Consider the following 23231-nt stretch of genomic DNA (forward strand, 5'->3'; position numbering starts at 1 on the left):
CCCTCCCCCTAAAGGCGCAGCGCGCTGCGCCCGAAACGATGGGGTGCGGAACGAATGGTGAGCGGTCAGCAGTCATCAGCAAGCGCACGGGCCGGGACACAGACCTCGCAAGACGGGGCATCCTGCGTTCCCAGCGGCCAGCTCCCGACCGCGTCGCGCCAGCTGATGACTGCTCACCACTCACCCGTTCCGCACCTCCTGGCCGCCGTGCGCCGCCGCGAGGCGGGCCACGATGGCCTTGAATGCGCGACCACGATCGGCGTAGTCGCGGAACATGTCGAAACTCGCGCAGGCCGGCGCCAGCAGCACCACGCCACCGGACGCCCGCTGCGCCAGCGCCTGCGACACCGCGTCGTCCAGCGTCGACGCGTGCGTCATAGGCACCAGCGATCCGAGGGCCTGCTCCACCAGTGGCGCCGCCTCACCGATCGCCACGACGCTGCCCCCGCGCGCACGCAGGGGCGGGCCGAGGCGCGCGAAGTCGCCGCCCTTGTACACGCCACCGACGATCGCCGTGACCGGCACGTCGAACGCCTCGATCGCCATCGTCGCGGCCTCGACATTGGTGGCCTTCGAGTCGTTGTAGAACCGCGCGCCGCCGATGGTGGCCACGTACTCGAGCGCGTGCTCGAGGCCCGTGAAGCCCTCGACCGCCTGCGCCATCGCCTCGCCTGACACGCCGGCGAGATCGGCCATCGCGCAGGCCGCCATCACGTTGCCCAGCATGTGACGCCCCGTGAGGCGCACCGCCGACACCGGCACCAGCGGCTCGGGACTGCCGCGGGCACGGCGCCGCGCAATCACGTCGCCCTGCAGCCCGACACCGTCCTCCTGCGACAGGTCGACGCCGAAGGGGACCAGGCGCGCGCCATGCCGCGCCGCATGGCCGCGGATGCGCGCGTCGCTCGCCGGCACCACCGCCCAGTCCGCCGGCCCCTGGTTCTCGAACACGCGGGCCTTGGCCTGCTCGTAGGCGGCCTCGGTCCGGTGCCGATCGAGATGGTCCGGCGAGAAGTTCAGCCACGCCGCGACGTGCGGGTGGTAGCGGACGATCGTCTCGAGCTGGAAGCTGCTCGTCTCGACGACGTGCCAGGTGTCGGGCGTCGAGGCGTCCACCTGCGCCGAGAGCGGGACGCCGATGTTGCCGCCGACCAGGACCTTCTGGCCCGAGGCGGCGATCATCCGGCCCACCAGCGTCGTCGTCGTGCTCTTGCCCTTGGAGCCCGTGATCGCGATCACCGGGCCCGCCAGGAACGACGCCGCGAACTCCAGCTCACCGATCACGGTGACCCCGCGCGCCCGCGCCGCCTCGAGGGGCACGGCATCGGCAGGCACGCCGGGACTCACCACCACGAGCGAGGCATCGGCCGGTACGTCGGCAGGCATCGCGCCCAGCGCCAGCGACACGCCGAGGGCCTCGAGGTCGGCCCGCTCGGCGAGCGCGTCCTTGGCGTCGATCAGCGTCACGCGCCCGCCGCGCTGCACGACGAGACGGCTCGCCGCCAGGCCGCTGCGCCCGCCGCCCACCACCGCCACATGGCGCCCCGAGACGTCGTACGGGATCGTCGTCATCGCAGCTTGAGGGTGGTGAGGCTGAACAACGCGCACACGATCGCGATGATCAGGAAGCGGGTGATGACCTTCGGCTCGCTCCAGCCACTGAGCTCGAAGTGGTGGTGCAGCGGCGCCATCCGGAAGATGCGCTTGCCGCGGAGCTTGAAGGAGCCGACCTGCAGGATGACCGAGGCGGCCTCGAGCACGAACACGCCGCCGACGATCACCAGCAGCAGTTCCTGCTTGATGAGGATCGCGACCGTGCCGAGCGCGCCGCCGAGGGCGAGCGACCCGACGTCGCCCATGAAGATCTCGGCCGGGTACGAGTTGAACCAGAGGAAGCCCAGGCTGGCGCCGACCAGCGCCCCGCAGAACACGGTGAGTTCGGCCGCCGGCGCGAAGCGCACCAGCAGGAGGTAGTCGGCGAGCACCCGGTGCCCGGTCACGTACGCCAGCGCCGTGAAGGTGGCCGCGGCCACGGCGAAGCAGCTGATGGCGAGCCCGTCGAGACCGTCGGTCAGGTTCACCGCATTGGATGAGCCGACGAGCACGAGCACCGCGAACGGGATGTACAGCAGGCCGAGATCCGGAATCAGGTCCTTGAAGAACGGGAAGATGAGCCGGGTGTTGTAGAGGCCCTTGTTGGCCAGCACGATCAGCGTGATGCCGACCAGCAACGCCACCACGAGCTGGCCGCCCGACTTGTAGCGCGGCAGCAGGCCGTGATGATTGCGCCGCGTGATCTTCAGGTAGTCGTCGGCGAACCCGATGGCGCCGAACGCCATGGTCGCGAGCACGGCGATCCAGATGTAGGCGTTGGTGAGGTCGGCCCACAGCAGCGTCGGCGTGATGGCCGCTGCCAGGATCAGCAGGCCCCCCATCGTCGGCGTGCCCGCCTTGGGACGATGGCTCTCCGGACCCTCGTGGCGGATCACCTGCCCGATCTGGAACTCGCGGAGCTTGCGGATCAGCAGGCCACCGAAGGCGAGGCTGATCACGAGCGCCGTGATGCTCGCTGCCGCCGTCCGGAACGTGATGTACCGCGTGACGTTGAGGATGGAGAACGTCTCGTGGAAGCGGAACAGGAGGTGGTACAGCATCAGCGTCCCCCCTCGGTGAGCGCCTGCACGACCACTTCCATCCGGATGCCCCGCGACCCCTTCACCAGCACGGCGTCGCCCTCGCGCACGAGCGTTCGGGCGAGGTCGGCGGCAGCGGTGCTGTCGGCCACGTGATGCACCACGGGCGCCCCCGCCGCGCGCGCGGCCTCGGCGAGCGCCCTGGCGGGCGCGCCGCCGACCGCGACGATCGCCGCCATCCCGAGTTCCGCAGCGCTCCGGCCGCACGCGGCGTGATAGCCCTCGCTGAACTCGCCGAGTTCGAGCATCTCGCCGAGCACCGCGAGGTGCCGCCCCGGCGTGCTCGCGAGCGTCTCCAGCGCACGCGTCAGCGCGCTCGGGCTCGAGTTGTACGCATCGTCGATCACCACCCAGCCGCCGGGGGCCTTCACCACCTCGCCGCGATGCGCGGCGGGCGCCAGGTCGGCGATGCCGGCGACGATGTCGTCGGCCGAGAGCCCGGCGGTGAGGCCGACGGCGGCGCCCGCGGCGATGTTGGCGAGGTTGGCCGCGCCGAGCAGGCGCGTCTCGATCGACCGGCGCTCGCCGAGGAGCGACAGCGTCGCCGCACTGCCGGCAAAGCCGCGGGCGCGCACGTCGCTCACGGCGACGTCGGCCGGCACGTCGACGCCGAACGACACCACGCGCCCCGGGAATCCGGCCACGCGCGCCGCGACCCTCGGGTCGCCCGCGTTGGCGACGAACACGTCGTCGGGACCCGCGCCCTCGAGGATTTCCTGCTTGGCGACCGCGATGTCCTCGACGCTGGCGAAGAAGCCCAGGTGGGCCTCGCCCACGTTGGTCCACACGCGGTAACGCGGCTCGGCAAGCTCGACGAGGCGTCGGATCTCGCCGAAACCGCTCATGCCGAGTTCCATCACCGCGAACTGCGGCGCCGTGTGCAGCTCGAACAGCGACAGCGGCAGCCCGATGTGGTTGTTCAGGTTGCCGCGGTTGCGGAACGTCGTGAACCGGCGTGCCAGCAACGTCGCCGTGATCTCCTTGGTCGTCGTCTTGCCGGCGCTGCCGGTGATCGCCACGACCGTCGAGCCCGCGCGACGCCTGATGGCGCGCGCCGCGTCCTGCAGGCCCCGCAGCGTGTCGTCGACGACGATCGCCGGCACCGGCGAGGCCGCCACCGCCGAGGCCTCACTCACCACGACGGCCGCCGCACCGCGCGCGATCGCGTCGGCCACGAACGCGTGACCGTCGAAGCGCGGACCGACGATGGCCACGAAGAGGTCGCCCGGCGCCACGGTGCGCGTGTCGATCGACACGGTCGGCAGCGGTACGCCGGCATCGCCGCCCACCAGGGCGCCGCCGAAGGCGCGGGCCATCTCGCCCGCCGTGAGCGCGAAGGGCTGGACGCTCATCGCGCGCCTCCCCGCCGCCGCAGTGCGCCGCGCGCGACCTTGCCGTCCTCGAACGGCAGCACGCGGTCGCCGATCGTCTGCGTCGACTCGTGCCCCTTGCCCGCGATCAACACCAGGTCGCCGGGCTGCGCCTCGACGATGGCACGCGTAATCGCCTCCTCGCGGTCGACGATGGCGCGCCAGGGCGTGGTCCGCACCGCGACGACGGTCTGTCCCGCGTGGCGCGTCGGGCGCTCCGGCTGCACCAGGCCACGCTTGATGTCCTCGATGATCGCGGCCGGATCCTCCGATCGGGGATTGTCCGACGTGAGGATCACGAGGTCGCTGAGCCGCGCCGCCACGGCCCCCATCAACGGCCGCTTGGTGCGATCGCGGTCGCCGCCACAGCCGAACACGGTCACGATGCGGCGCGGTGCGAGCGCGCGGGCCGTCTCGAGCAGGTTCTTCAGCGCGTCGTCGGTGTGCGCGTAGTCGACGATCACGCTCACGTCATCGTGCGCGCTCGACACCACCTCGAAGCGGCCCGGGACCGAGGGCATCTCGGCGAGGCCGCGCTCGATGTCCGCAACGGGGATCTCGAGGCCGATGCAGGCCGCCACGACCCCGAGGGCGTTGTAGGCGTTGGGCCGCCCCGGCAGCCGGGTACGCAGCCGCAGGGGGCCGGCAGGCGTGCGCAGCGTGGCGTCGATCCCGTCGAGCGTGAGCGACAAGGCCGTCGGCATCACGTCGGCCTCGCGCGAGAGCGCGAACGTGACCGGGCGACGCACCACGCCGACGAGGGACTCGCCGCGCGGATCGTCGAGGTTGATCGCGGCCGGCGCCTCCGGCGGCAACATCTCGAACAGGCGGCGCTTGGCCCGGAAGTAGGCCTCCATGTCGCCGTGGTAGTCGAGGTGATCGCGCGTCAGGTTGGTGAAGACGGCGGCGCCGAAGCGCGTGAACGAGACGCGCTCGAGATCGAGGGCGTGCGACGAGACTTCCATCGCGCAGGCGCGGCAGCCGGCGTCGACCATCTCGCGCAGCAGCCCCTGGAGATCGGGCGCCTCGGGCGTCGTGCGCGCCGAGGGGCGCTCGGTGGCGCCGATGCGCGTGCCGGTGGTGCCGATACGGCCGCTGGCCCACCCGGCGGCCGCGAACACGCCTTCGAGGAGGTACGTCGAGGTCGTCTTGCCGTTGGTACCCGTCACGCCCACCAGCAGCAGGTGGTCGCTGGGATGGCGATACCAGGTCGCGGCGCAGGCCGCCAACGCCACGCGCCCCTGGTCGGCGACGATCCATGGCACGTCGACCGAGAGCGGGGCAGGGCGGTCGGCCACCACCGCGATGGCGCCGCGGGCGATCGCCTGTGCGGCGTACTCCGTGCCGTCACGCTGCGTGCCCCGGAGCGCGACGAACACCGCGCCCGGCGTGACCGCGCGCGAGTCGTAGGCGATGCCGGTGACGACCTGCGTCGCGGCGGCGCCGAGCGCCGGCACCTGCAGCGGCGTCAGCCGCACCACCTCGGCCAGCAGGCCGTCGAGGGTCCAGGCCGTCGTCACGGCTGCCCCTCCACGATCGGCTCGGGCTCGGCCGGGTAGCGCGCGAGTTCGAGCAGGCACACGCCGCCCTCGCCGACCGGCGTGCCGGCGGGCGCGCTCTGCCGCACCACGAAGTCGCCGGCGCCGCGCAACCGGGGCTCCCAGCCCAGATCGATCAGCGTCCGCACCGCCACACGCGCGCTCTGCCCGGACAGGTCGGGCAGTTCGGTGCGTCCGGTCATCGCGACGCGGGGCACCCCGCCGCGGCTGTCGGCCGGCTGCAGTCGCGGACCGTCCTGCCCGCGCGCCACGACCAGCGGCGCCTGCTTGTTGACCGTGGGCGGAATCGCGAGGTGACGCAGGGTGGCGTCGGCGATGCGCTGGAACACCGGCGCGGCGACGGCACCGCCGTAGATGCTGCCCTTCTTCGGCGCGTCGATGACCACGATCATCGCGACGGCCGGGTTGCGCGACGGGAAGAAGCCGGCCGTCGACGCCATGTACTCCATCAGGTAGCCGCGGCCCCCGGGACCCAGCTTGCGCGCCGTGCCCGTCTTGGCCGCGATCGTGTAGCCCTGCTGGACGAGGCCCGAGAGCGCCGCCTTCGCCGTGCCGGTCTCGACGACCGACTCCATCAACGCGGTCAGGCGTGCGGACGTGCGCGGGCTGATGGCCCGGCGGACCACCTCGCGCGTCGTCGCCGTGCGCACGGTGCCCTCGATGGTCGCGCGCACGATGCGCGGCTTCAGCAGTTCGCCACCGTTGGCCACCGCGCTCATCGCCGCCGCCATCTGCAGCGGCGTCACGGCCACCGTGTACCCGATGGCGATGCGCGCCAGGTCGTGCTCGCGCACGTCCTTGACCTGCTTGGTGATCCCGGCGCTCTCGGCCGGGAAGTCACGCGTCGCGCGGGCGCCGAAGCCGAAGCGCTTCACGTACCGCATGAGCCGCTCGGTGCCGAGGCGCTGCACCGCCACGCGTGCCGTGCCGCAGTTGCTCGACTTGGCGAAGACCGTCTCGAACGGCACCACGCCGACCTGGTGCACGTCGGTGATGGCCTTCGCGCTGCCGAACCGGCAGGGCATCGTCGCGTCGACGATGTCGGAGGGTTCGATGACGCCCTCTTCGAGCGCGGCTGCGGCGGTGATGGTCTTGAACGTGGAGCCCGGCTCGTAGATCGACTCGACGGCGCGGTTGACGCGGTTGCGGCGATCGACCTGGCTCGAGTTGTTCGGGTTGAAGTGCGGCTCGCTCACCATGGCGAGGATCTCGCCCGTGTGCGGGTCCATCATCACGACCGTGCCGCCCTCGGCGCCGTGCGCGTCCACCGCGGTGCGCAGCTCGCGCTCGGCGATGAACTGCAGCCGCGCGTCGATCGTGAGCTCGAGGGTCATCCCCGCCGTCGGCGCCTTGTGGACCACGGCCGAGAGCACGTTCTGCTGGGCGTCGTGCTGCACGATCAGCGTGCCACCCGTGCCCGATACGGCCTCGTTGTGCACCAGTTCGAGGCCGCCGACGCCGTGGTTCTTCGCGTCGACGAAGCCGAGCAGCGACGAGGCGAGCTCGCGGTTGGGGTAGTAGCGGCGGCTCTCCTTCATGAAGCCGACGCCGTCGAGCTTGAGCGCGGCGATGCGCTGCGCCTCTGCCGGCGTCGAGCGCCGGCGGATGTACACGAAGGACTTCTTGCCCTGGAGGCGCTTCTCGATCGTCTCGCGCGTGTCGTCGGTGCAGGTCGCAAGCGCCTGGCACACGGCATCGGCGATCGTCGCGGCCTTGGCCGTATCGACGAGGGCCGTGTCGACCGTCAACGTCCCCGTGCGGCCGCCCTTGCCCCGGTTGACGATCAGGCCGCGGTGACGCAGGGCAGCGATCTTGCCGGCCTCGGTTTCCGAGAGCGTCCCGAGCACGAGCGCCTTGTCGCGACGCGCGTCGAGCCGCTGCGTGAGCGAGGCGCGCTCCTCGGCGTCGCAGTCGTCGAGCTCGGCGCAGAGCTTCGCCGCGAGCGCGGATGGGTCGTCCACATCGCTCGGCACCGCGTAGATGACGTCGCCGTCGACGCTGTAGGCGAGCAGGCGCCCGTAGCGGTCGAGCATCCGGCCGCGGCGCGGGTTGAGGTCGATGGTCTGGCTCTGCTGGCTCTCGGCCCGCGCCACCAGCGCGTCGTGCTGGTAGACCTGCAGGTGCACGAGCCGCAACACGATGCCGAGCGCCCAGAACAGCATCAGCGCGCCGGCCAACGCCAGACGCGGGCGCACCAGCGCGCGCCAGTCGGCCTGCGCGCCGTCGGCCTCGTGCTCGGCCTGGTGGGCCGCCCGGACGAGGCGCGGGTTGTTCAGCGTCGCGGCAGCGGGATCCGCGGCGGTGTCTCTGGTGCGGAGCGTCACCGCTGGGCCACCACGGCGCTGGCAGGCGGCGGCGTCGCCACCACCCGCTCGATGACGGCCGACGTCTCGCGCGTCGCCGCCTTCATCTTCAGCTGGCCGGTCGCGAGCGCCTCGATGCGGGACGGCCGCTCCAGCGAGACCTTCTCCAGCTTGAGGTGGCGCTGTGCCTCGAGCAGCGTTGCCCGTTCCCGCGACAGGTCCGCGGCCTGGCGACGGAGCTGGCGCGAGTCGAGGTGCTGCCACGCCGCGAACAGGACCGCGACGAGCACGCACGCGCCCCCGGCGACCGTTCGCACCAGGTCGCGCTGGCGCGCGTGGTCCACCTCGCGGACGATGGTGGTGTTGCGGACCTTCTTGTGGACGCCGAAATCCTGGTCCACGTCAGGCCAGCCTTTCGGCGACGCGCAGCTTGGCGCTGCGGGCGCGGGGATTGCGGGCCACTTCCTCGTCGGTCGCCTCGATGGGGCGGCGCGTCACGAGGGACACGAGCGGATCGGGGGCCTGCGCGAGGGACCGCAGCGTGTGCTTGACGATCCGGTCCTCGAGCGAGTGGAACGCGATCACGGCCAGGCGCGCGCCGGCGGCGAGCCGGGCGACGGCCGCGCGGATGAAGGTGTCGAGGCCCTCGAGTTCGCGGTTCACCCAGATGCGCAGCGCCTGGAACGTCCGGGTGGCCGGATCGATGCGCTGCCAGCCCTTGGTCGGCACGGCGCGGCGCACGATGGCCGCGAGCTGGCCGGTCGTCTCGAGCGGCCCCGCCTCGCGGGCGCGGACGATGGCGCGGGCGATGCGACGCGAGAAGCGCTCCTCGCCGTACTGGTAGATGACGTCGGCGAGCGCGCCTTCCTCGACCGTCTGGAGGAGTGCGGCCGCCGTCAGGCCGGAGTCACGGTCCATCCGCATGTCCAGGGGAGCGTCGGCCCGGAAGCTGAACCCCCGCTCCGCGTCGTCCAACTGCATGGAGGACACGCCGAGGTCCGCGAGGATGCCGCCGTCGACCACCGTCAGACCCCGGGCGTCGAGCACGTCCCCGAGGCTGCGGTAGTCGGCATGGACCATCTCGACGCGGTCGAGCCGGTCGGCCAGGGTCGTGGTGGCCAGCGACAGGGCCGTGCGGTCGCGGTCGAAGGCGAGGACGCGGGTGGCGCCAGCATCCAGGAGCGCACGGGTGTGCCCGCCCGCACCCAGGGTGCAGTCGACGAACAGGCCCCCGCGTGCGGGTGCCAGGTGGCTGATGACCTCCGCGACGAGTACCGGGGCGTGCATGACGCGGTCAGATCCCCAGTGCGGCGAGGTCGGCGAGGTGGGCGTCGGTGAGCCCGTCGGACAGGACCCGGGACCGGATGCGGTCGCTGTTCCAGATGTCGAGGCAGGTCTGCATGCCGAGGACGTCGACATCGGCAGACGCCCCGGCGGCTTCGCGGAGGGGTGGAGGGAGGACCACGCGTCCCTGGGCGTCGAATTCGGCCATCTGGCCCCAGTAGGAGGTGGTCATTTCGAAGGATTTGCGGGCCGGGTGGAGTTGCGGCAGCGATCGGAGCTTCTCTTCGATCGACTCCCAGACCTTCAGGGGGTACAGGCGGACGAATTCCCCAGTGGGAGACAGGCTGGTCAGGTAGAGCTCCGGCCCATACTCCTGCTCGATGTGCGCCCGAAAGGCGCTGGGCACCTTGAGGCGCCCCTTGTCGTCAATCCTTGTTGAAATGCGGCCGCGGAGCACCACAGTTCTCCACTTTCGTCCACTTTGGTCCACGGCGAGAATAGGCATCGCCGAAACGGGTGTCAACGGAAACTTCTGAGCAGGAAGGAGTTCGCCTTAGCTTCGCCGTTTCCGGCGTGCTAGGATGCTCGGCGCTTGGCCCCGACAGTGCTTGTCTGCGAGGCGCAGGTTCCCTTCGTGCGCGGGGGGGCCGAGGCGCTGGTCCGCGAGTTGGTCGCTCAGTTGGAGCGCCACGGCTGTCTGGTGGAGCGGGTCAGCGTCCCCTTCAAGTGGTACCCGAAGCCGGAACTGATGGCCCACGCCGCCGCCTGGCGGCTGCTCGACCTCACCGAGAGTTGCGGCCGGCCCATCGACCTGGTGATCCCCACCAAGTTCCCCACGTACTGCGTCCGCCACCCCCACAAGGTGACCTGGCTGATGCACCAGTACCGGGCCGCCTACGACCTCTGCGGCACCGAGTACGCCGATTTCGACCACCGGGAACTCGACACCGCCGTGCGGGAGCGGCTCCGGGCCCTCGACACCGAGATGCTCGGTGAGTGCGCGGCCGTCTACACGATCTCGCAGACCACGTCCGACCGCCTGACCCGCTTCAACGGCGTGCCGTCGACCCCGCTCTACCACCCCTCGCCCCTCGCCCCGAAGCTCCGGGCCGGGGCCTACGGCGACTATTTCCTTTCGGTCGGTCGCCTCGAGACCGTCAAGCGGGTCGACCTGGCCATCGAGGCCATGACGCACGTCCCGGCGCCGATGCGATTGCTCATCGCCGGGGAGGGCACCTACCGGCACGGCCTGGAGCGCCGTATCGAGGAGTTGGGCCTCGGCGACCGCGTGACGCTGCTCGGGGCCGTGGACGAGCCGACCCTCGTCGACCTCTACGCCGGGGCCCGCGGCGTGGTGTTCGCGCCGTTCGACGAGGACTACGGGTACGTCACGCTGGAGGCGTTCGAGGCGCGGCGGCCGGTGGTGACGGCCACCGACAGCGGCGGGGTGCTCGAGTTCGTCAGGCACGGGGTGAACGGCCTGGTGGGCCCGCCCGACGCTGCCGCGCTCGGCGCCTGCCTCGCCGAACTGGCCGACAGCCCTGCGCGAGCCGCAGCCCTGGGCGAGGCGGGGTACGATAGCACCCGCGCGATTTCCTGGGACGGAGTCGTTGCCGCGCTCACCGCCGGCCTGGCGCGACGCGAGGAACCGCCCGTCGCCTGACCTCTCGTGGCCGCCCCGGACACCGTTTCGATCCTCATCCCCGCCTTCAACGAGGGCCCTGTCGTGGGCGACGTCATCCGCGCGTTACGCGCGGCGGCGCCCTGGCACGAGGTGCTGCTCATCGACGACGGATCATCGGACGACACCGGCGCGGCGGCCGCAGCCGCAGGCGCGCGAGTGCTGCGTCATCCCTACAACAAGGGCAACGGGGCCGCGGTGAAGACCGGGCTGCGCGCAGCCTCGGGTGAGTACGTCCTGGTGATCGACGGCGACGGGCAGCACAAGCCCGAGGACGCCCAGGCGATCGTGGCCCTGCTCGGCGAGTACGACCTGGTGGTGGGCGCGCGTGCCATGCACACGCAGGCCACGGGGGCGCGTCGCATCGGCAACACCCTGCTGAACGCCTTTGCCGCCTACATGACCGGCCGGGAGATTCCGGACCTCACGTCAGGCTTCCGCGGCGCGCGGCGCGCCGTGCTGCGGGAGTTCCTGCACCTGATCCCGAACGGCTTCTCCACGCCGACCACGACCACGCTGGCGTGCATCAAGGCCGGCTACAACGTCCACTTCTACCCGATCGAGGCGCGGCAGCGCACGGGGACGTCCAAGATCCGGCTGGCCCGCGACGGAACCAAGTTCCTGCTGATCATCCTGAAGATCGTCACGATCTACAGCCCGATGCGGATCTTCCTGCCGCTCAGCGTCGGCGCCTTCCTGCTCGGCGTCCTCTACGGTGGCTGGACGGTGACCACCTCGGGCCGCATCGCCAACGGCTCGGTGCTGCTGCTGATGTTCTCCGTGCTCGTGTTCCTCGTCGGCCTCGTGTCCGAGCAGATCTCGGCGCTTCGCTCGGAGGGCCGCGGATGACGACGCCGCCCCGCGTCCTGGTGGTGACGCCGACGTACAACGAGCGCGACAACCTGCCCGTGCTGGTCCGGCAGGTACTCGCCGTGGGCGATCACGTCTCCATCCTGGTCGTCGACGACGCCTCGCCCGACGGGACGGGCCGGATCGCCGACGACCTGGCCGCCGAGTTCCCCGGGCGGATGCAGGTGCTGCACCGCACGGGCAAGCGCGGCCTCGGCCGGTCCTACGTCGACGCGCTGTCGATGGCCGTGACGATGGACGTCGACCTCGTCTGTCAGATGGACGCCGACTTCTCGCACGACCCGAAGTACCTGCCCGACCTGGTCGCGGCCATCGCCTCGGGGCCCTGCGACCTCGTGATCGGCTCGCGGTACCTGTACGGCGTCAGCGTGGTCAACTGGCCGCTGAGCCGGCTGATCCTGAGCACGTTCGCCAACCGGTACGTCCGGGCGATCACGGCGCTGCCGGCCCGCGACTGCACCAGCGGCTATCGCTGCTGGCGGCGCGAGGCCCTCGCCCGCCTGCCGTTGCGCGCCTTCGTGTCCGACGGCTACGCCTTCCTCGTCGAGATGCTCTACCAGGCGATGGGGACGGGCTGCCGCATCGGGGAGGTGCCGATCATCTACGTCGAGCGGCGCGAAGGGCAGTCGAAGATGTCGCGCGGGGTCATCCTGGAGTCGGTGTTCGTACCCTGGCGGCTCGTCCTGCGTCACCCGTCGTGGCGCGGGCGACGCGGCTGAGGTGTGCTAGTGTTGCCTGTTCGGGTATGCCAGAGACTCCTGCCAGAACACCTGCCGGTCTGAGCATCTTCTTCCCGGCCTACAACGACAGCGGCACCATCGCCAGCATGGTGGTGTCGGCGTTGCTGGCTGCGCGCGCGCTCACGCCGGACCACGAGGTGATCGTCGTCAACGACGGGAGCAAGGACAACACGCCCCACATCCTCGACGAACTGGCCCGGATGTACCCGCAGGTGCGCATCGTGCACCACCAGAAGAATCGCGGCTACGGCGGCGCCCTGCGCAGCGGCTTCGCGGCGGCCACCAAGGACTTCGTCTTCTACACCGACGGCGACGCCCAGTACGACCCCTCGGAGGTCGCCCTGCTGTGGGAGCGCATGGGCCCCGACGTCGACCTGGTCAACGGCTACAAGATCTCGCGCTCCGACCCGTTCCACCGCATCGTCATCGGCCGGATGTACCACCACACGGTGAAGACGCTGTTCGGCCTCCACGTGCGCGACGTGGACTGCGACTTCCGGCTGATGCGCCGGTCCATCTTCGACACGGTGACGCTGACCAAGGACAGCGGCGTCATCTGCCTCGAGATGATGAAGAAGATCACCGACGCCGGGTTCCGCATCGCGGAGGTGCCGGTGCATCACTTCCACCGCGCCTACGGCAAGTCGCAGTTCTTCAACTTCCGCCGCATCTTCAGGACCGGCCTCGACGTGCTGCGGCTCTGGCACGACCTGGTGATCAAGAAGGCGCACCAGGCGGGCCCGCAGGCGCAGGCATGAGCGACTACCTGGCGTCGTACCGCGGCCGCCGCGTGATGATCACGGGCGGGCTCGGCTTCATCGGCAGCAACCTCGCGCGCCAGCTGGTGGACCTCGGCGCCGACGTGCTGCTGGTCGACTCGCTCATCCCCGACTACGGCGGCTCGCTCGAGAACATCCGCGGCATCGAGGATCGCGTCCACGTCAACGTCGCCGACATCCGCCAGCAGACGACGATGAACTACCTCGTGCAGGGGCGCGAGGTGATCTTCAACCTGGCCGGGCAGGTCAGTCACATCGACTCGATGCGCGATCCCTACACGGATCTCGAGATCAACTGCCGCAGCCAGATGACCGTCCTCGAGGCCTGTCGCCGCAACAACCCCGGCGTCAAGGTCGTGTTCGCGGGCACGCGGCAGATCTACGGCAAGCCCGACTACCTGCCCGTCGACGAGAACCACCTGGTGCGCCCGACCGACGTCAACGGCATCAACAAGGCCGCCGGCGAGCAGTACCACCTGGTCTACAACAACGTGTTCGGCGTCCGCGCCTGCTCGCTCCGCCTCACCAACATCTACGGCCCGCGCCAGCTCGTGAAGCACAACCGCCAGGGCTTCATCGGCTGGTTCATCCGCCGCATCGTCGAGGACCAGGAGATCGAGATCTTCGGCGACGGCATGCAGATGCGCGACTTCGTGTACGTCGACGATGCCTGCGATGCGTTCCTGCGCGCGGGCGCCTCCGATGCGTGCAACGGCCAGGCCTTCAACGTCGGCGGGTCGGAGCCCATCAAGCACAAGGACCTCGTCGAGCTGATGATCGAGGTCGCCAACTCCGGGCGCCGGCGCTTCGTGGAGTGGCCCGCCGAGAAGAAGGCCATCGACATCGGCAGCTTCTACGCCGACTCGACGCGCTTCCGCACCTCGACCGGCTGGGAGCCGACCGTGACCCTGCGCGAGGGCCTCACGCGCACCATCGCCTTCTACCGCGAGCACCTGCCGCGCTACCTGTGATGCACACCCCCGACGTCCGCGTGCCGTTCCTGTCCCTGCGCCCGGGCGAGGATGCCGACGCCCTGCGCGCGGCCGTCAACCGCGTCATCGATCGCGGCTGGTTCATCCTCGGACCGGAGCTCGAGGCCTTCGAGGCCGAGTTCGCGGCCGCCGCCGGCGCCCCGCATGCCGTCGGCGTGAACACCGGGACCGACGCCATCGCGCTGCTGCTGCGCGGCCTCGGCATCGGCCCGGGAGACGAGGTGATCACCGCCCCGCTGTCGGCCGCCTACACCGCGCTCGCCGTGATGATGGCCGGCGCGCGACCCGTGTTCGCCGACATCGACCCGGAACGCCACACGATCACGCCCGAGACGATTGCGGCCGCGATCACGCCACGCACCGCCGCGATCATGCCGGTGCACCTGTACGGGCAGTCGGCCGACATGCCGGCCATCGCCGCGCTGGCCGCGCGCCACGGCCTGGCCCTGGTCGAGGACGCGGCGCAGGCGCACCTGGCCACCTGCGGCGGCGCCCCCGTGGGCAGCTTCGGCAGCGGCGCGGCGTTCAGCTTCTACCCGACCAAGAACCTGGGCGCGCTCGGCGACGGCGGCGCCATCACCACGGGCGATGCCGCCCTGGCCGACCGCCTGAAGCGCCTCCGCAACGGCGGCCAACGCACCACCTACCAGCACGACGAGTTCGGCGTGAACTCGCGGCTCGACGAGATGCAGGCCGCGATCCTCCGCGAACGGCTCCAGCGGCTCCCCGCCTGGACCGACCAGCGCCGGGCGCTCGCCGCCTGCTACCGTACCCGCCTGGCGGGCGCGCCCGTGCACGTGCCTCGCGAGTTCGATGCCGGGCACGTCTACCACCTCTTCGTGGTCAGGACCGCCCAGCGCGAGGCCTTCCGCGCGCACATGCTGGCCCACGGCGTGCAGACGCTGGTGCACTACCCGAAGGCGCTCACCGAGCAGCCTGCCCTCCAGTCGGAAGCCCCGGCGGACTGCCCCGAGGCCGTCAGGGCCGCGCGCGAGGTGTGCTCGCTGCCGCTGTACCCCTCGCTGTCCATGGACGACGCGGATCTGGTCGCCGACGCGGTGATGAGCTTCGGCAACCGGTAGGGCGCGGTGTCCCACCGCGCCGTCGACAGCTCACGGCGGGATGAGGACATCCCGCCCTACCTGCCCCGACTGCCGACTGCCGACTGCCGACAAGAGTCCTATACTTGTCTCTCGTGCGCACCGCGTCGTCTGCTCGTCGACGTTCGTCGCGCGCGTGCCAGGTGGTCCCATGACCCGACCGTTCCTGCTCGCCGCCGCCCTGCTCGGGGTGTCGGCCGTGTCCGTCTCGGCGCAGACCATCAGCCTCACCTTGCGGGACGGGCGGGTGACGCTGGTCACCCAGAACGCCACGCCCGCAGCCATCCTGGCCGAATGGGCCCGGCAGGGCCAGGTGCGCGTCGTCGATGGCGAGCGCGTGCCGGGCGCCCCCCTGACCCTCCGCCTCGAGAACGTGCCCGAGCGGGAGGCCCTCGACATCGTCCTGCGCGGCGCGGCGGGCTACATCGCGGCCCCACGCGCCCAGGCGGCCGCCGCCAACCTGTCGCGCTTCGACCGGGTGATCGTCATGGGCTCGTCGCCCGGGGCCAGCACGGCGGCCAGGAACGCACCCGCGCGGCCCACTCCGGCGCCCATGGCGCAGACCGCGCCCGTGGCCATGGAAGAAGACGCCCTGGACCAGCAGGCGCTGGTCCAGGACGAAGCGCCGACGCAGCCCGGCGGCGAGCAACCGGTGTCGTCGACCAACTTCGACTACGCGAATCCGCAGCGGTACTTCGCGGCTCGGCAGGCCGAACAGCAGGCGGCCGAGGCGGCGGCCCAGGGCGGCGCCGCGCAGCCAGCGACGTCGCCGCTCGGAGCCCTCGGGCAGACCACGAATCGCCCCGGGGTCCTTCCCGCGCCCGCAGCACAGGGGGGCCCGGGGGCAGCGGCCAATGGCGGCGCAGCCCCGGGCAATCCGTACGGCCTCCCCGCAGGCCAGGCACCGGGGTCGGCGGCCACGCCCTCGACGCTCGAGCCCGATCGCGCCAAGTACATCAACCCGTACTCCCCCACGCCGCCACGGCCATAGCCGGGTGAACGCCCGCCTGTCCGGGCGCGCCCACAGGAACGCATGAGCGACTCGCTTCCCGTCCGGGTCAACGCCGACCTCGCGTCGGCCCTCCGGTCCCGCGACCAGGAGACCCTCGATACCCTCCGCATGCTCAAGACCGCGCTCACCAACAAGCGCGTCGAGCTGATGCGTGACCTCGAGGACCGCGAGGCCCTGCAGGTGGTGACCGCGCTCGTGAAGCAGCGCAAGGACAGCGCGAGCCAGTTCGCCGCCGCAGGGCGCGAGGAACTGGCCGCCAAGGAGCGCCGGGAGGCGACGATCCTCGAGCGCTACCTGCCCGCCGCGCTCGACGAGGCGGCGCTGGCGGCCCTCATCGACGAGGCGGTCCGCGAGAGCGGTGCCACCGGGCCGAAGGACATGGGCAAGGTGATGAAGGTGCTGATGCCGCGGCTGGCCGGTCAGGTCGTCGACGGCAAGGCCGTCAACGAGCAGGTGAAGGCGCGGCTCGGCACCGCCTGAGGCGGGCTGGCCGCGCCGACGGGCCGGGCCATCACACCGTTAAACTTTCTTCACCGAGGTACGTCATATAAGAGGTGAAGGCTTCTGAAACGAGCCTCTCATCCATCCTCCTTTGACGGCCTCGTCCCTCAACGAGGCCGTCTTTTTTGTCTGTCCTCCCCCACTTCTCGCTGTTGCGGCGCTCGACCTGCCTGCTCCTGCTCGCAGCGGCGCCCGCCGTCGCCCAGTCGACGGTTCCCCGGTTCCGCAACGTGCAGCCGGCCAGCGGCGTCACGTTCACGCTGGAACACGCCCCGACGCCGCAGAAGCGCCTCATCGAGACCATGCCCGGCGGCCTGGCCGCGTTCGACTACGACGGCGATGGACGCCTCGACCTGTTCTTCGCCAACGGCAACGCGACCGCCGCCCTGGCCAAGGCCGACGCCCGCTATCACAACCGCCTCTACCGGAACCTCGGTGGCATGAAGTTCGAGGACGTGACCGAGCGCGCAGGCCTGGCCGGGCGCGGGTACGCCATGGGCGCGGCCGCGGCCGACTACGACAACGACGGCCATGTCGACCTCTTCGTACCGGGCGTCGGGCAGGCCACGCTCTACCGCAACGCTGGTGACGGGCGCTTCGAGGACGTCACGACCCGCGCGGGCATCGGGCCCTCGGCGTGGTCGGTGGCCGCCGCGTGGGTCGACGTCGACCGCGACGGGCGGCTCGACCTGTTCGTCGTGAACTACCTCGACTGGCTGCCCCAGGCCGATCGGTTCTGTGGCGACCGCATGCGCGACCTGCGCGTGTACTGTCACCCCAAGTACTTCTCGGGCCTGCCCAACCAGCTGTACCGCAACAAGGGCGATGGCACCTTCGAGGACGTGTCGAAGGCCAGCGGCATCGCCGCGCATGTCGGCAAGGGCATGAGCGTCGCCGTGGCCGACCTCGACGCCGACGGCCGCGACGACCTGTTCGTGACCAACGACGGCGTGCCCAACTTCCTGTTCCGCAACGTCGACGGGCGCCGCTTCGAGGAGACCGCCCTGCTGGCCGGCGTGGCGCTGCCGAGCTTCGGGCGCCCCATCTCGAGCATGGGCGCCGCCGTGCACGACGTCACCGGGGACGGCCGGCCCGACCTGCTGGTGACCGCGTTGAAGGGCGAGACGTTCCCGCTCTACGTGAACGACGGCGCGATGACCTTCCACGACGGCACGCACCAGGCGAAGCTGGCGGCCCCGAGCAGCCAGCGGAGCGGGTGGGGCCTCGCCTTCGCCGACCTCGACAACGACGGCCGGGTCGACATCGCCACCGCCAACTCGCACGTCAACGACCTGATCGATCGTTTCGAGGCGTCGAGCTACAAGGAGGCGAACGCCATCCTGCTGAACCGCGGCGGCACCTTCGAGGACGTCACCGCGCAGGCCGGCCCGGAGTTGGCGGCGACCGCAGCCGCGCACCGCGGCCTGGTGGCCGCCGACCTGGACGATGACGGACGCCTGGAGTTGGTGACGACGAGCCTCGGCGGCCCGGTCGAGATCTGGAAGAACGAGGGACCGGCCGGCCACTGGCTGCGCGTGCGCCTCCGGGGCCGCGCCTCCAACCGCGACGGGCTTGGCGCCGTGGTCACGGTCGGCGGTCGCCGCTTCGCCCTCTCGTCATCCTCAGGTTACGCATCATCCACGATGCAGGGCGTGCACGTGGGGCTCGGGGCGACGACCGACGCGCCGACGATCGAGGTGACGTGGCCCTCGGGCCGCACGCAGGTGGTGCAGGCGCCCGGTATCGATCAGGTGGTGGTGATCACGGAACCGGAGGCGTGATCGCGCTGGCCTCGGCCGGCGTGGCCTGGGCGGGGGCGGCCGCCTGCGACCGCTTCTGGTACTCGGCCAGCAGCGCCTTGGCGCGATCGGGCTTGCCGGTGCGCTGCATCGCCTGCGCCAGCTGGTAGTGCACGCTGCCGTCCGGGTCGGCGGCCAGGGCCTTCTCGAGGTGCGGGATCGCCGCCGCGTGGTCGCCCTTCTGGACGAGCGCGCGCCCGAGGGCGGCCTGGGCGGGCAGCAGCGAGGGGTCGGCCGCGGCGGCCCTGGTGAGCAACTCCACGGCGCGATCGACTTGCTGGGCCTGCAGCAGCGCCTCGCCGAGGGCCACCTGCAGGTCGGGAGCGTCGGGCACCATCGTGTGCAGCTTCTCGAGGAGCGGGAGCGCCGCCTCGAAGTCGCGCGCCGCGTACAGCGCTCCGGCCAGCTCACGCTCGAGGCCGGGATCGCCGGGCGTGAGCTTCAGCGCCTCGCGCAGCTGCGCGGCCGCCTCGAGCGGCTGGTTCTGGTCGCGGGCGATGCCGGCCCGCACCACGTACAGCTCGACCGACGGCGGCAGCTTCTCCAGCCTGTCGAAGGCGTTGCCGGCCAGATCGTTGGCCGCCTTGGCCCGCCAATAGAGCGGGGCTGGCTGGGTGGCCGTCGCCGTGCGCGTGAGCACGTCCTCGAAGTCGGCCGACAGGTACGCGCAGGCCACGGGCACGGTCGCGCACGCCGGCTTGTCGGCCTCGGCCTTCTTCTGCTCGACGGCCGCCCAGTCGGCGTGCCCGCTGGCCCCGTACAGGCGCGCGAGCGTGTGGTGGACGCCCGGCAGCGTCGGCAAGGCCGCCTGCGCCTTCTTGACCAGCGAGAACGCGCCGGCGTACTTCTCCTCGACCGTCATCACGTCGGCGGCCAGCAGCCACACGTACGGGGAGTCGGGATCGAGGCCCTGCAGTTTCGCGAAGGCGTCGCGGGCGACACCTTCGTAGCTGCGGCCGAGCGCGGCCCACACCTGCGGCGACTCGGGCTGCGCGGTCGCGAGGGCCCGCAACTGGACGCTGGCCTCGGCGAACTGGTCGAGCGACAGCAGGGCCTCGGCGAGCGCCTGGCGCGCATTGGCGTTGTCCTTGTCGGCCTGCACCACCTGCCGGAGCGGCGCGACGGCGTCCTTCGGCCGGCCCAGTTCCAGATAGGAGATGCCGAGGAACAGCTTCGCGGGCAGGAGGTCGGGACGGAGGCGCAGGGCCTCCTGCAGGGGCGCGATGGCCTCGCCCGTGCGGCCACCCATCGCGCGGGCCATCCCGAGCTGCATGTGGGCCACCGCGTCGGTCGGGACCCGGGCCGTGAGCCGCTGGTAGATCGCCTCGGCCTCGCCGAAGCGCGAGGCCTCCATGGCCGCTTCGCCCTGCGCACGGAGCCCCGCGGCATCCTCACCGCCGGCAGCCGGCTGGGGACGACTCGCCGGCAGGGCCTGTGCCGCGAGCCCCGGGGCCGGCAGGCCGCCGACGAGCATGACCATCACCACCGACATGCCGAGCGAGTTCATCACCGAGCACTTGTAGGCCGTCGGCGACGGATCCGTCAACCGCACCCGGACAGGACCGGCGCGAGTCCGCGTGCGAGAATGGCGCGGTGACGCGTCCGTCCGGCCCCTCCCTGACCCGCACCGCCGGCCTGGTCGGCAGCGCGACGATGGCCAGCCGGATCCTGGGGCTGGTGCGGGAACAGGTGCTGGCGCATGCGTTCGGCGCCAGTCACCAGATGGACGCGTTCAACGTCGCGTTCCGGCTGCCCAACCTCGTCAGGGACCTCTTTGCCGAGGGCGCGATGACCGCCGCCTTCGTGCCGACCTTCAGCCGCACGCTCACGCGCGAGGGCAAGGACGCCGCCTGGACACTCGGCCGGCGGGCCATCACCGCGCTGCTGCTCGTGACGTCGCTCATCGCACTGGTGGGGATCCTCTTCGCCGAGCCGATGACGCGCGCCTTCGCCGGCGAGTTCGCGGCGGTGCCCGGCAAGTTCGAGCTCACCGTGCGCCTGACGCGGCTCATGTTCCCGTTCCTGCCGCTGGTGGCCGTCTCGGTCGCGGCGATGGGCATGCTCAACGCGCTCGGGCGGTTCTTCGTGCCGGCGCTCGCCCCGGCCACCTTCAACCTCGCGTCCATCGCCTGCATCCTCCTGCTCGTGCCGCTGATGCCGGCCCTCGGCGTCGAGCCCGTGACGGCGCTCGCGTTCGCCGTGGTGGCAGGCGGCCTCGGGCAGGTGCTCCTGCAGTGGCCGCAGCTGCGCGCCGAGGGCTTCCGCTTCAGGCCCGACTTCGCGCCGCAAGACCCCGGCCTCCGCGAGATCCTCCTGCTCATGGGCCCCGGCACGCTCGGCGTGGCCGCCACCCAGTTCAACGTCTACGTCAGCACCGTGCTGGCGACCAGCCAGCAACCGGGCGCCGTGTCGTGGTTGAACTACGCGTTCCGCATCCTGTACCTGCCGATCGGGCTGTTCGGGGTGTCGATCGCGAGTGCCTCGCTGCCGCTGATCTCCCAACACGCCGCCCGGGAAGACACGGAGGCCGTGAGGCGGACCGTGGCGCATGCCATGCGCCTGATGCTCACCCTCACCGTGCCGGCCAGCGCCGGGCTGCTGGCTCTCGCCGTCCCGATCGTGCGCGTCATCTTCGAGCGGGGCCAGTTCCTGCCGAGCGACACGCAGGCGGCCGCGCTGGCGCTGATGGCGTATGCGCCTGGCCTGGTGGGGTACTCCGCGGTGAAGGTGCTGTCGCCGACCTTCTACGCGCTGCGCGACAGCCGGACGCCGGTGGTGATCAGCGTCACCGCGGTGCTGATGAACGCGGCGCTGAGCCTCGCCTTCGTGGGACGACTCGGCTACGTCGGGCTCGCCCTGGGTACCGCGCTCGCGTCACTGCTGAATGCCGGGCTGCTGCTGGTGCTGCTGCGGCGGCGGATCGGCGGCATCGAGGCCAGGCGGCTCGCCTCCACATTCGTGCGCATCGGCATCGCGAGCGCGGTGATGGCAGGGGCGGCGTGGGGTACACACGCCCTTCTGGAGGCGCGCGTGGTGCCGGGCCCCGGCTTGGTCGCCCAGGTCGTCCGGGTGGCGTCGGCCATCGGCGTCGCGCTGGTGGTACTCGTGCTGGCGGCGCGCGCCCTGCGCATCCAGGAGTTCGACGAGGCGGCCGGGCGCCTGCTGCGCCGCCTCCGCGGACGCGGCAAGACCTCGACCCGTGGCGATGCCTGATCCGGCCAGAGCGACGCCGCCGGTGGATCGCCGCCCGCTGGGCGTGGTTTCGTCGGCGCACTTCATGGTGGACGCCTACTCGAACATGTACGCGCCCCTGCTGCCGCTGCTGATGCCGAGGCTGGGCATGAGCCTGCAGGCCGCCGGCACGCTGATGATGATCTTCCAGGGCGCGGCGTCCCTCTCGCAGCTCGGCTTCGGCCGGCTGGCCGACCGCGGCCATGCGCGCGCCCTGCTGATCGCGGGCCCCCTCGTGAGCGCGGTGGTCCTGAGCCTGATCGGGCTCGTGCAGCACCAGGCCGTGCTGGCCCTGGTGCTGGTGGTGGGAGGGCTCGGCGTCGCGGCCTTCCATCCGCCCGGCGCCATGGTGGCGCACACGGCCGGGCGCCTGAAGCCCGGCACCGCCATGGCCGTCTTCGTGACGAGCGGATCGGTCGGCTTCGCCCTGTCGCCGCTCATCGTCGCCAATGCGGCGGGCCGGTACGGCCTCGGGGCCACCACGTGGTTCCTGTTGCCGGGACTGGCCTGCGCCCTGCTGTTCGCACGCCTGGTGCCGGCCCTGCCGCTGGCCGAGCCGCACGCGCACCACGGCGGCCTGGCCGCGCTGCGCCCGCAGGCCAGGAACCTGTTCCTCCTCTACGTGCTCGTCGTCATGCGGACGGTGGTGTCGCTGTCGTTCGCGACGTTCGTGCCCGTCCTGCTGACACGGCAGGGCCTGTCGGTCGGCGAGGCCGGCAGTGCCATGGCGCTGTACCTCTTCATGTCCAGCGTGGGCGGGTTCTGGGGAGGCCGGTTGGCCGACGCCTTCGGGCCGCGGCGCGTGATCCTGCTCTCGTTCGTCATGGCAGCGCCGTTCCTCCTCGTGGCGCCGCAGGCGGAGGGGTGGGCCTTTGCCGGGTTGCTCGCCCTCGGGGGCTTGTTCCTGCAGTCGACCCTCCCGGTGAACGTCAGCTTCGGGCAGGCACTCGCGCCCCACAGTGCCGCCACCGTGTCATCGCTGATGATGGGCGTGGCGTGGGGGACGGGCGGCATGCTGGTGCCGGTCACCGGCACCGTTGCCGATGCGCTCGGGCTGCCGACGACCCTGACGCTGCTCGGGGCGCTGCCCCTGGTGGCGGCCGCTCTCGCGTCGCGCCTGCCAGCAGCCCCGCCCCTGCCGATCCACGTCGAGCCCGTCGAGGTGAACGTGGCCGCCGTGGACCCAGCCGCAGACGAGGAGTGAGGGGCACTTCATGCCTCATGAGTCATGAGTCATGAGTCATGAGTCATGACTCAGGCCGAAGGGGGAAGGGGAAAGGGGAAAGGGCGGAAGGGCGGAAGGCCGAAGGGGGAAGG

20 protein-coding genes are annotated in these 23231 nt (G+C 71.5%); 11 read left to right on the plus strand and 9 right to left on the minus strand.

Annotated features, from left to right (window positions below):
* Positions 1-180: 180 nt before the first annotated feature.
* The 8 genes from murD to ACIRDX_RS03190 are packed head-to-tail and all read right to left on the minus strand — an operon-like array spanning position 181 to position 9666.
* A complete protein-coding gene (murD, locus tag ACIRDX_RS03155; RefSeq protein WP_396623947.1) occupies positions 181-1572 on the minus strand; it encodes a UDP-N-acetylmuramoyl-L-alanine--D-glutamate ligase in 1392 nt (463 codons plus the stop codon).
* Complete coding sequence (mraY, locus tag ACIRDX_RS03160) at positions 1569-2654, minus strand: phospho-N-acetylmuramoyl-pentapeptide-transferase (protein ID WP_396623948.1); 1086 nt, start codon at positions 2652-2654, stop codon at positions 1569-1571. Before mraY ends, murD begins: the two co-directional genes overlap by 4 nt.
* Positions 2654-4045 carry a UDP-N-acetylmuramoyl-tripeptide--D-alanyl-D-alanine ligase gene (murF, locus tag ACIRDX_RS03165; protein ID WP_396623949.1) on the minus strand — a complete coding sequence of 464 codons (1392 nt, stop codon included), beginning with the start codon at positions 4043-4045 and terminating at the stop codon, positions 2654-2656. The genes mraY and murF overlap by 1 nt, the downstream gene beginning before the upstream one ends.
* The gene (locus ACIRDX_RS03170) at positions 4042-5583 is read right to left on the minus strand and encodes a UDP-N-acetylmuramoyl-L-alanyl-D-glutamate--2,6-diaminopimelate ligase (RefSeq protein WP_396623950.1); all 1542 of its coding nucleotides are present in this window, start codon (positions 5581-5583) and stop codon (positions 4042-4044) included. Before ACIRDX_RS03170 ends, murF begins: the two co-directional genes overlap by 4 nt.
* Positions 5580-7946 carry a penicillin-binding transpeptidase domain-containing protein gene (locus ACIRDX_RS03175; RefSeq protein ID WP_396623951.1) on the minus strand — a complete coding sequence of 789 codons (2367 nt, stop codon included), beginning with the start codon at positions 7944-7946 and terminating at the stop codon, positions 5580-5582. Before ACIRDX_RS03175 ends, ACIRDX_RS03170 begins: the two co-directional genes overlap by 4 nt.
* The gene (gene ftsL, locus ACIRDX_RS03180; RefSeq protein ID WP_396623952.1) at positions 7943-8326 is read right to left on the minus strand and encodes a cell division protein FtsL; all 384 of its coding nucleotides are present in this window, start codon (positions 8324-8326) and stop codon (positions 7943-7945) included. The genes ACIRDX_RS03175 and ftsL overlap by 4 nt, the downstream gene beginning before the upstream one ends.
* A 1-nt stretch (position 8327) precedes the next feature.
* Entirely contained in the window at positions 8328-9212 is an 885-nt protein-coding gene (gene rsmH, locus ACIRDX_RS03185) for a 16S rRNA (cytosine(1402)-N(4))-methyltransferase RsmH (RefSeq protein WP_396623953.1), read from the minus strand.
* Between the two features lie 7 nt (positions 9213-9219).
* Complete coding sequence (locus ACIRDX_RS03190) at positions 9220-9666, minus strand: division/cell wall cluster transcriptional repressor MraZ (RefSeq protein WP_396623954.1); 447 nt, start codon at positions 9664-9666, stop codon at positions 9220-9222.
* 135 nt (positions 9667-9801) lie between these two features.
* On the opposite strand from ACIRDX_RS03190, the gene ACIRDX_RS03195 reads away from it, so the two are divergent.
* The 9 genes from ACIRDX_RS03195 to ACIRDX_RS03235 all read left to right on the plus strand — a co-directional run bounded on the left by ACIRDX_RS03195 (position 9802) and on the right by ACIRDX_RS03235 (position 18665).
* Positions 9802-10872 (plus strand): glycosyltransferase family 4 protein, encoded by a 1071-nt coding sequence (locus tag ACIRDX_RS03195; RefSeq protein WP_396623955.1) that lies wholly within the window; start codon positions 9802-9804, stop codon positions 10870-10872.
* A gap of 6 nt (positions 10873-10878) precedes the next feature.
* Complete coding sequence (locus tag ACIRDX_RS03200; protein WP_396623956.1) at positions 10879-11739, plus strand: glycosyltransferase family 2 protein; 861 nt, start codon at positions 10879-10881, stop codon at positions 11737-11739.
* Complete coding sequence (locus ACIRDX_RS03205) at positions 11736-12479, plus strand: polyprenol monophosphomannose synthase (RefSeq protein ID WP_396623957.1); 744 nt, start codon at positions 11736-11738, stop codon at positions 12477-12479. Before ACIRDX_RS03200 ends, ACIRDX_RS03205 begins: the two co-directional genes overlap by 4 nt.
* A gap of 26 nt (positions 12480-12505) precedes the next feature.
* The gene (locus ACIRDX_RS03210) at positions 12506-13258 is read left to right on the plus strand and encodes a glycosyltransferase family 2 protein (RefSeq protein WP_396623958.1); all 753 of its coding nucleotides are present in this window, start codon (positions 12506-12508) and stop codon (positions 13256-13258) included.
* On the plus strand, positions 13255-14250 hold the full coding sequence (locus ACIRDX_RS03215) for an NAD-dependent epimerase/dehydratase family protein (RefSeq protein WP_396623959.1): 996 nt from the start codon (positions 13255-13257) through the stop codon (positions 14248-14250). Before ACIRDX_RS03210 ends, ACIRDX_RS03215 begins: the two co-directional genes overlap by 4 nt.
* Positions 14250-15353, plus strand: coding sequence for a DegT/DnrJ/EryC1/StrS family aminotransferase (locus tag ACIRDX_RS03220; RefSeq protein WP_396623960.1), 1104 nt, complete (start codon positions 14250-14252; stop codon positions 15351-15353). The genes ACIRDX_RS03215 and ACIRDX_RS03220 overlap by 1 nt, the downstream gene beginning before the upstream one ends.
* Positions 15354-15522: 169 nt before the next feature.
* Positions 15523-16362 carry a hypothetical protein gene (locus tag ACIRDX_RS03225; RefSeq protein WP_396623961.1) on the plus strand — a complete coding sequence of 280 codons (840 nt, stop codon included), beginning with the start codon at positions 15523-15525 and terminating at the stop codon, positions 16360-16362.
* 42 nt (positions 16363-16404) lie between these two features.
* Positions 16405-16863, plus strand: coding sequence for a GatB/YqeY domain-containing protein (locus ACIRDX_RS03230; protein WP_396623962.1), 459 nt, complete (start codon positions 16405-16407; stop codon positions 16861-16863).
* Between the two features lie 146 nt (positions 16864-17009).
* Positions 17010-18665: a CRTAC1 family protein gene (locus tag ACIRDX_RS03235; RefSeq protein ID WP_396623963.1), complete on the plus strand. Its 1656-nt coding sequence runs from the start codon at positions 17010-17012 to the stop codon at positions 18663-18665.
* Here the strand turns inward: ACIRDX_RS03235 and ACIRDX_RS03240 are convergent.
* Positions 18646-20235 carry a tetratricopeptide repeat protein gene (locus ACIRDX_RS03240; protein WP_396623964.1) on the minus strand — a complete coding sequence of 530 codons (1590 nt, stop codon included), beginning with the start codon at positions 20233-20235 and terminating at the stop codon, positions 18646-18648. The genes ACIRDX_RS03235 and ACIRDX_RS03240 overlap by 20 nt on opposite strands.
* Positions 20236-20276: 41 nt before the next feature.
* Here ACIRDX_RS03240 and murJ point away from each other — a divergent pair, with 41 nt between their 5' ends.
* Both murJ and ACIRDX_RS03250 read left to right on the plus strand, forming a co-directional pair.
* Positions 20277-21896 carry a murein biosynthesis integral membrane protein MurJ gene (murJ, locus tag ACIRDX_RS03245; RefSeq protein ID WP_396623965.1) on the plus strand — a complete coding sequence of 540 codons (1620 nt, stop codon included), beginning with the start codon at positions 20277-20279 and terminating at the stop codon, positions 21894-21896.
* Complete coding sequence (locus ACIRDX_RS03250) at positions 21889-23118, plus strand: MFS transporter (protein WP_396623979.1); 1230 nt, start codon at positions 21889-21891, stop codon at positions 23116-23118. The genes murJ and ACIRDX_RS03250 overlap by 8 nt, the downstream gene beginning before the upstream one ends.
* Positions 23119-23231: the final 113 nt, after the last annotated feature.

The organism is Luteitalea sp., assembly GCF_044337415.1.
Classification (GTDB): domain Bacteria; phylum Acidobacteriota; class Vicinamibacteria; order Vicinamibacterales; family Vicinamibacteraceae; genus Luteitalea.

What these genes read in the sequence shown, in the direction of transcription:
- murD (WP_396623947.1), bottom strand. Translation starts at nt 1,572, where the DNA reads ATGACGACGATCCCGTACGACGTCTCGGGGCGCCATGTGGCGGTGGTG.
- mraY (WP_396623948.1), bottom strand. Translation starts at nt 2,654, where the DNA reads ATGCTGTACCACCTCCTGTTCCGCTTCCACGAGACGTTCTCCATCCTC.
- murF (WP_396623949.1), bottom strand. Translation starts at nt 4,045, where the DNA reads ATGAGCGTCCAGCCCTTCGCGCTCACGGCGGGCGAGATGGCCCGCGCC.
- rsmH (WP_396623953.1), bottom strand. Translation starts at nt 9,212, where the DNA reads ATGCACGCCCCGGTACTCGTCGCGGAGGTCATCAGCCACCTGGCACCC.
- ACIRDX_RS03205 (WP_396623957.1), top strand. Translation starts at nt 11,736, where the DNA reads ATGACGACGCCGCCCCGCGTCCTGGTGGTGACGCCGACGTACAACGAG.
- ACIRDX_RS03210 (WP_396623958.1), top strand. Translation starts at nt 12,506, where the DNA reads ATGCCAGAGACTCCTGCCAGAACACCTGCCGGTCTGAGCATCTTCTTC.
- ACIRDX_RS03215 (WP_396623959.1), top strand. Translation starts at nt 13,255, where the DNA reads ATGAGCGACTACCTGGCGTCGTACCGCGGCCGCCGCGTGATGATCACG.
- ACIRDX_RS03220 (WP_396623960.1), top strand. Translation starts at nt 14,250, where the DNA reads ATGCACACCCCCGACGTCCGCGTGCCGTTCCTGTCCCTGCGCCCGGGC.
- ACIRDX_RS03225 (WP_396623961.1), top strand. Translation starts at nt 15,523, where the DNA reads ATGACCCGACCGTTCCTGCTCGCCGCCGCCCTGCTCGGGGTGTCGGCC.
- ACIRDX_RS03230 (WP_396623962.1), top strand. Translation starts at nt 16,405, where the DNA reads ATGAGCGACTCGCTTCCCGTCCGGGTCAACGCCGACCTCGCGTCGGCC.
- ACIRDX_RS03250 (WP_396623979.1), top strand. Translation starts at nt 21,889, where the DNA reads ATGCCTGATCCGGCCAGAGCGACGCCGCCGGTGGATCGCCGCCCGCTG.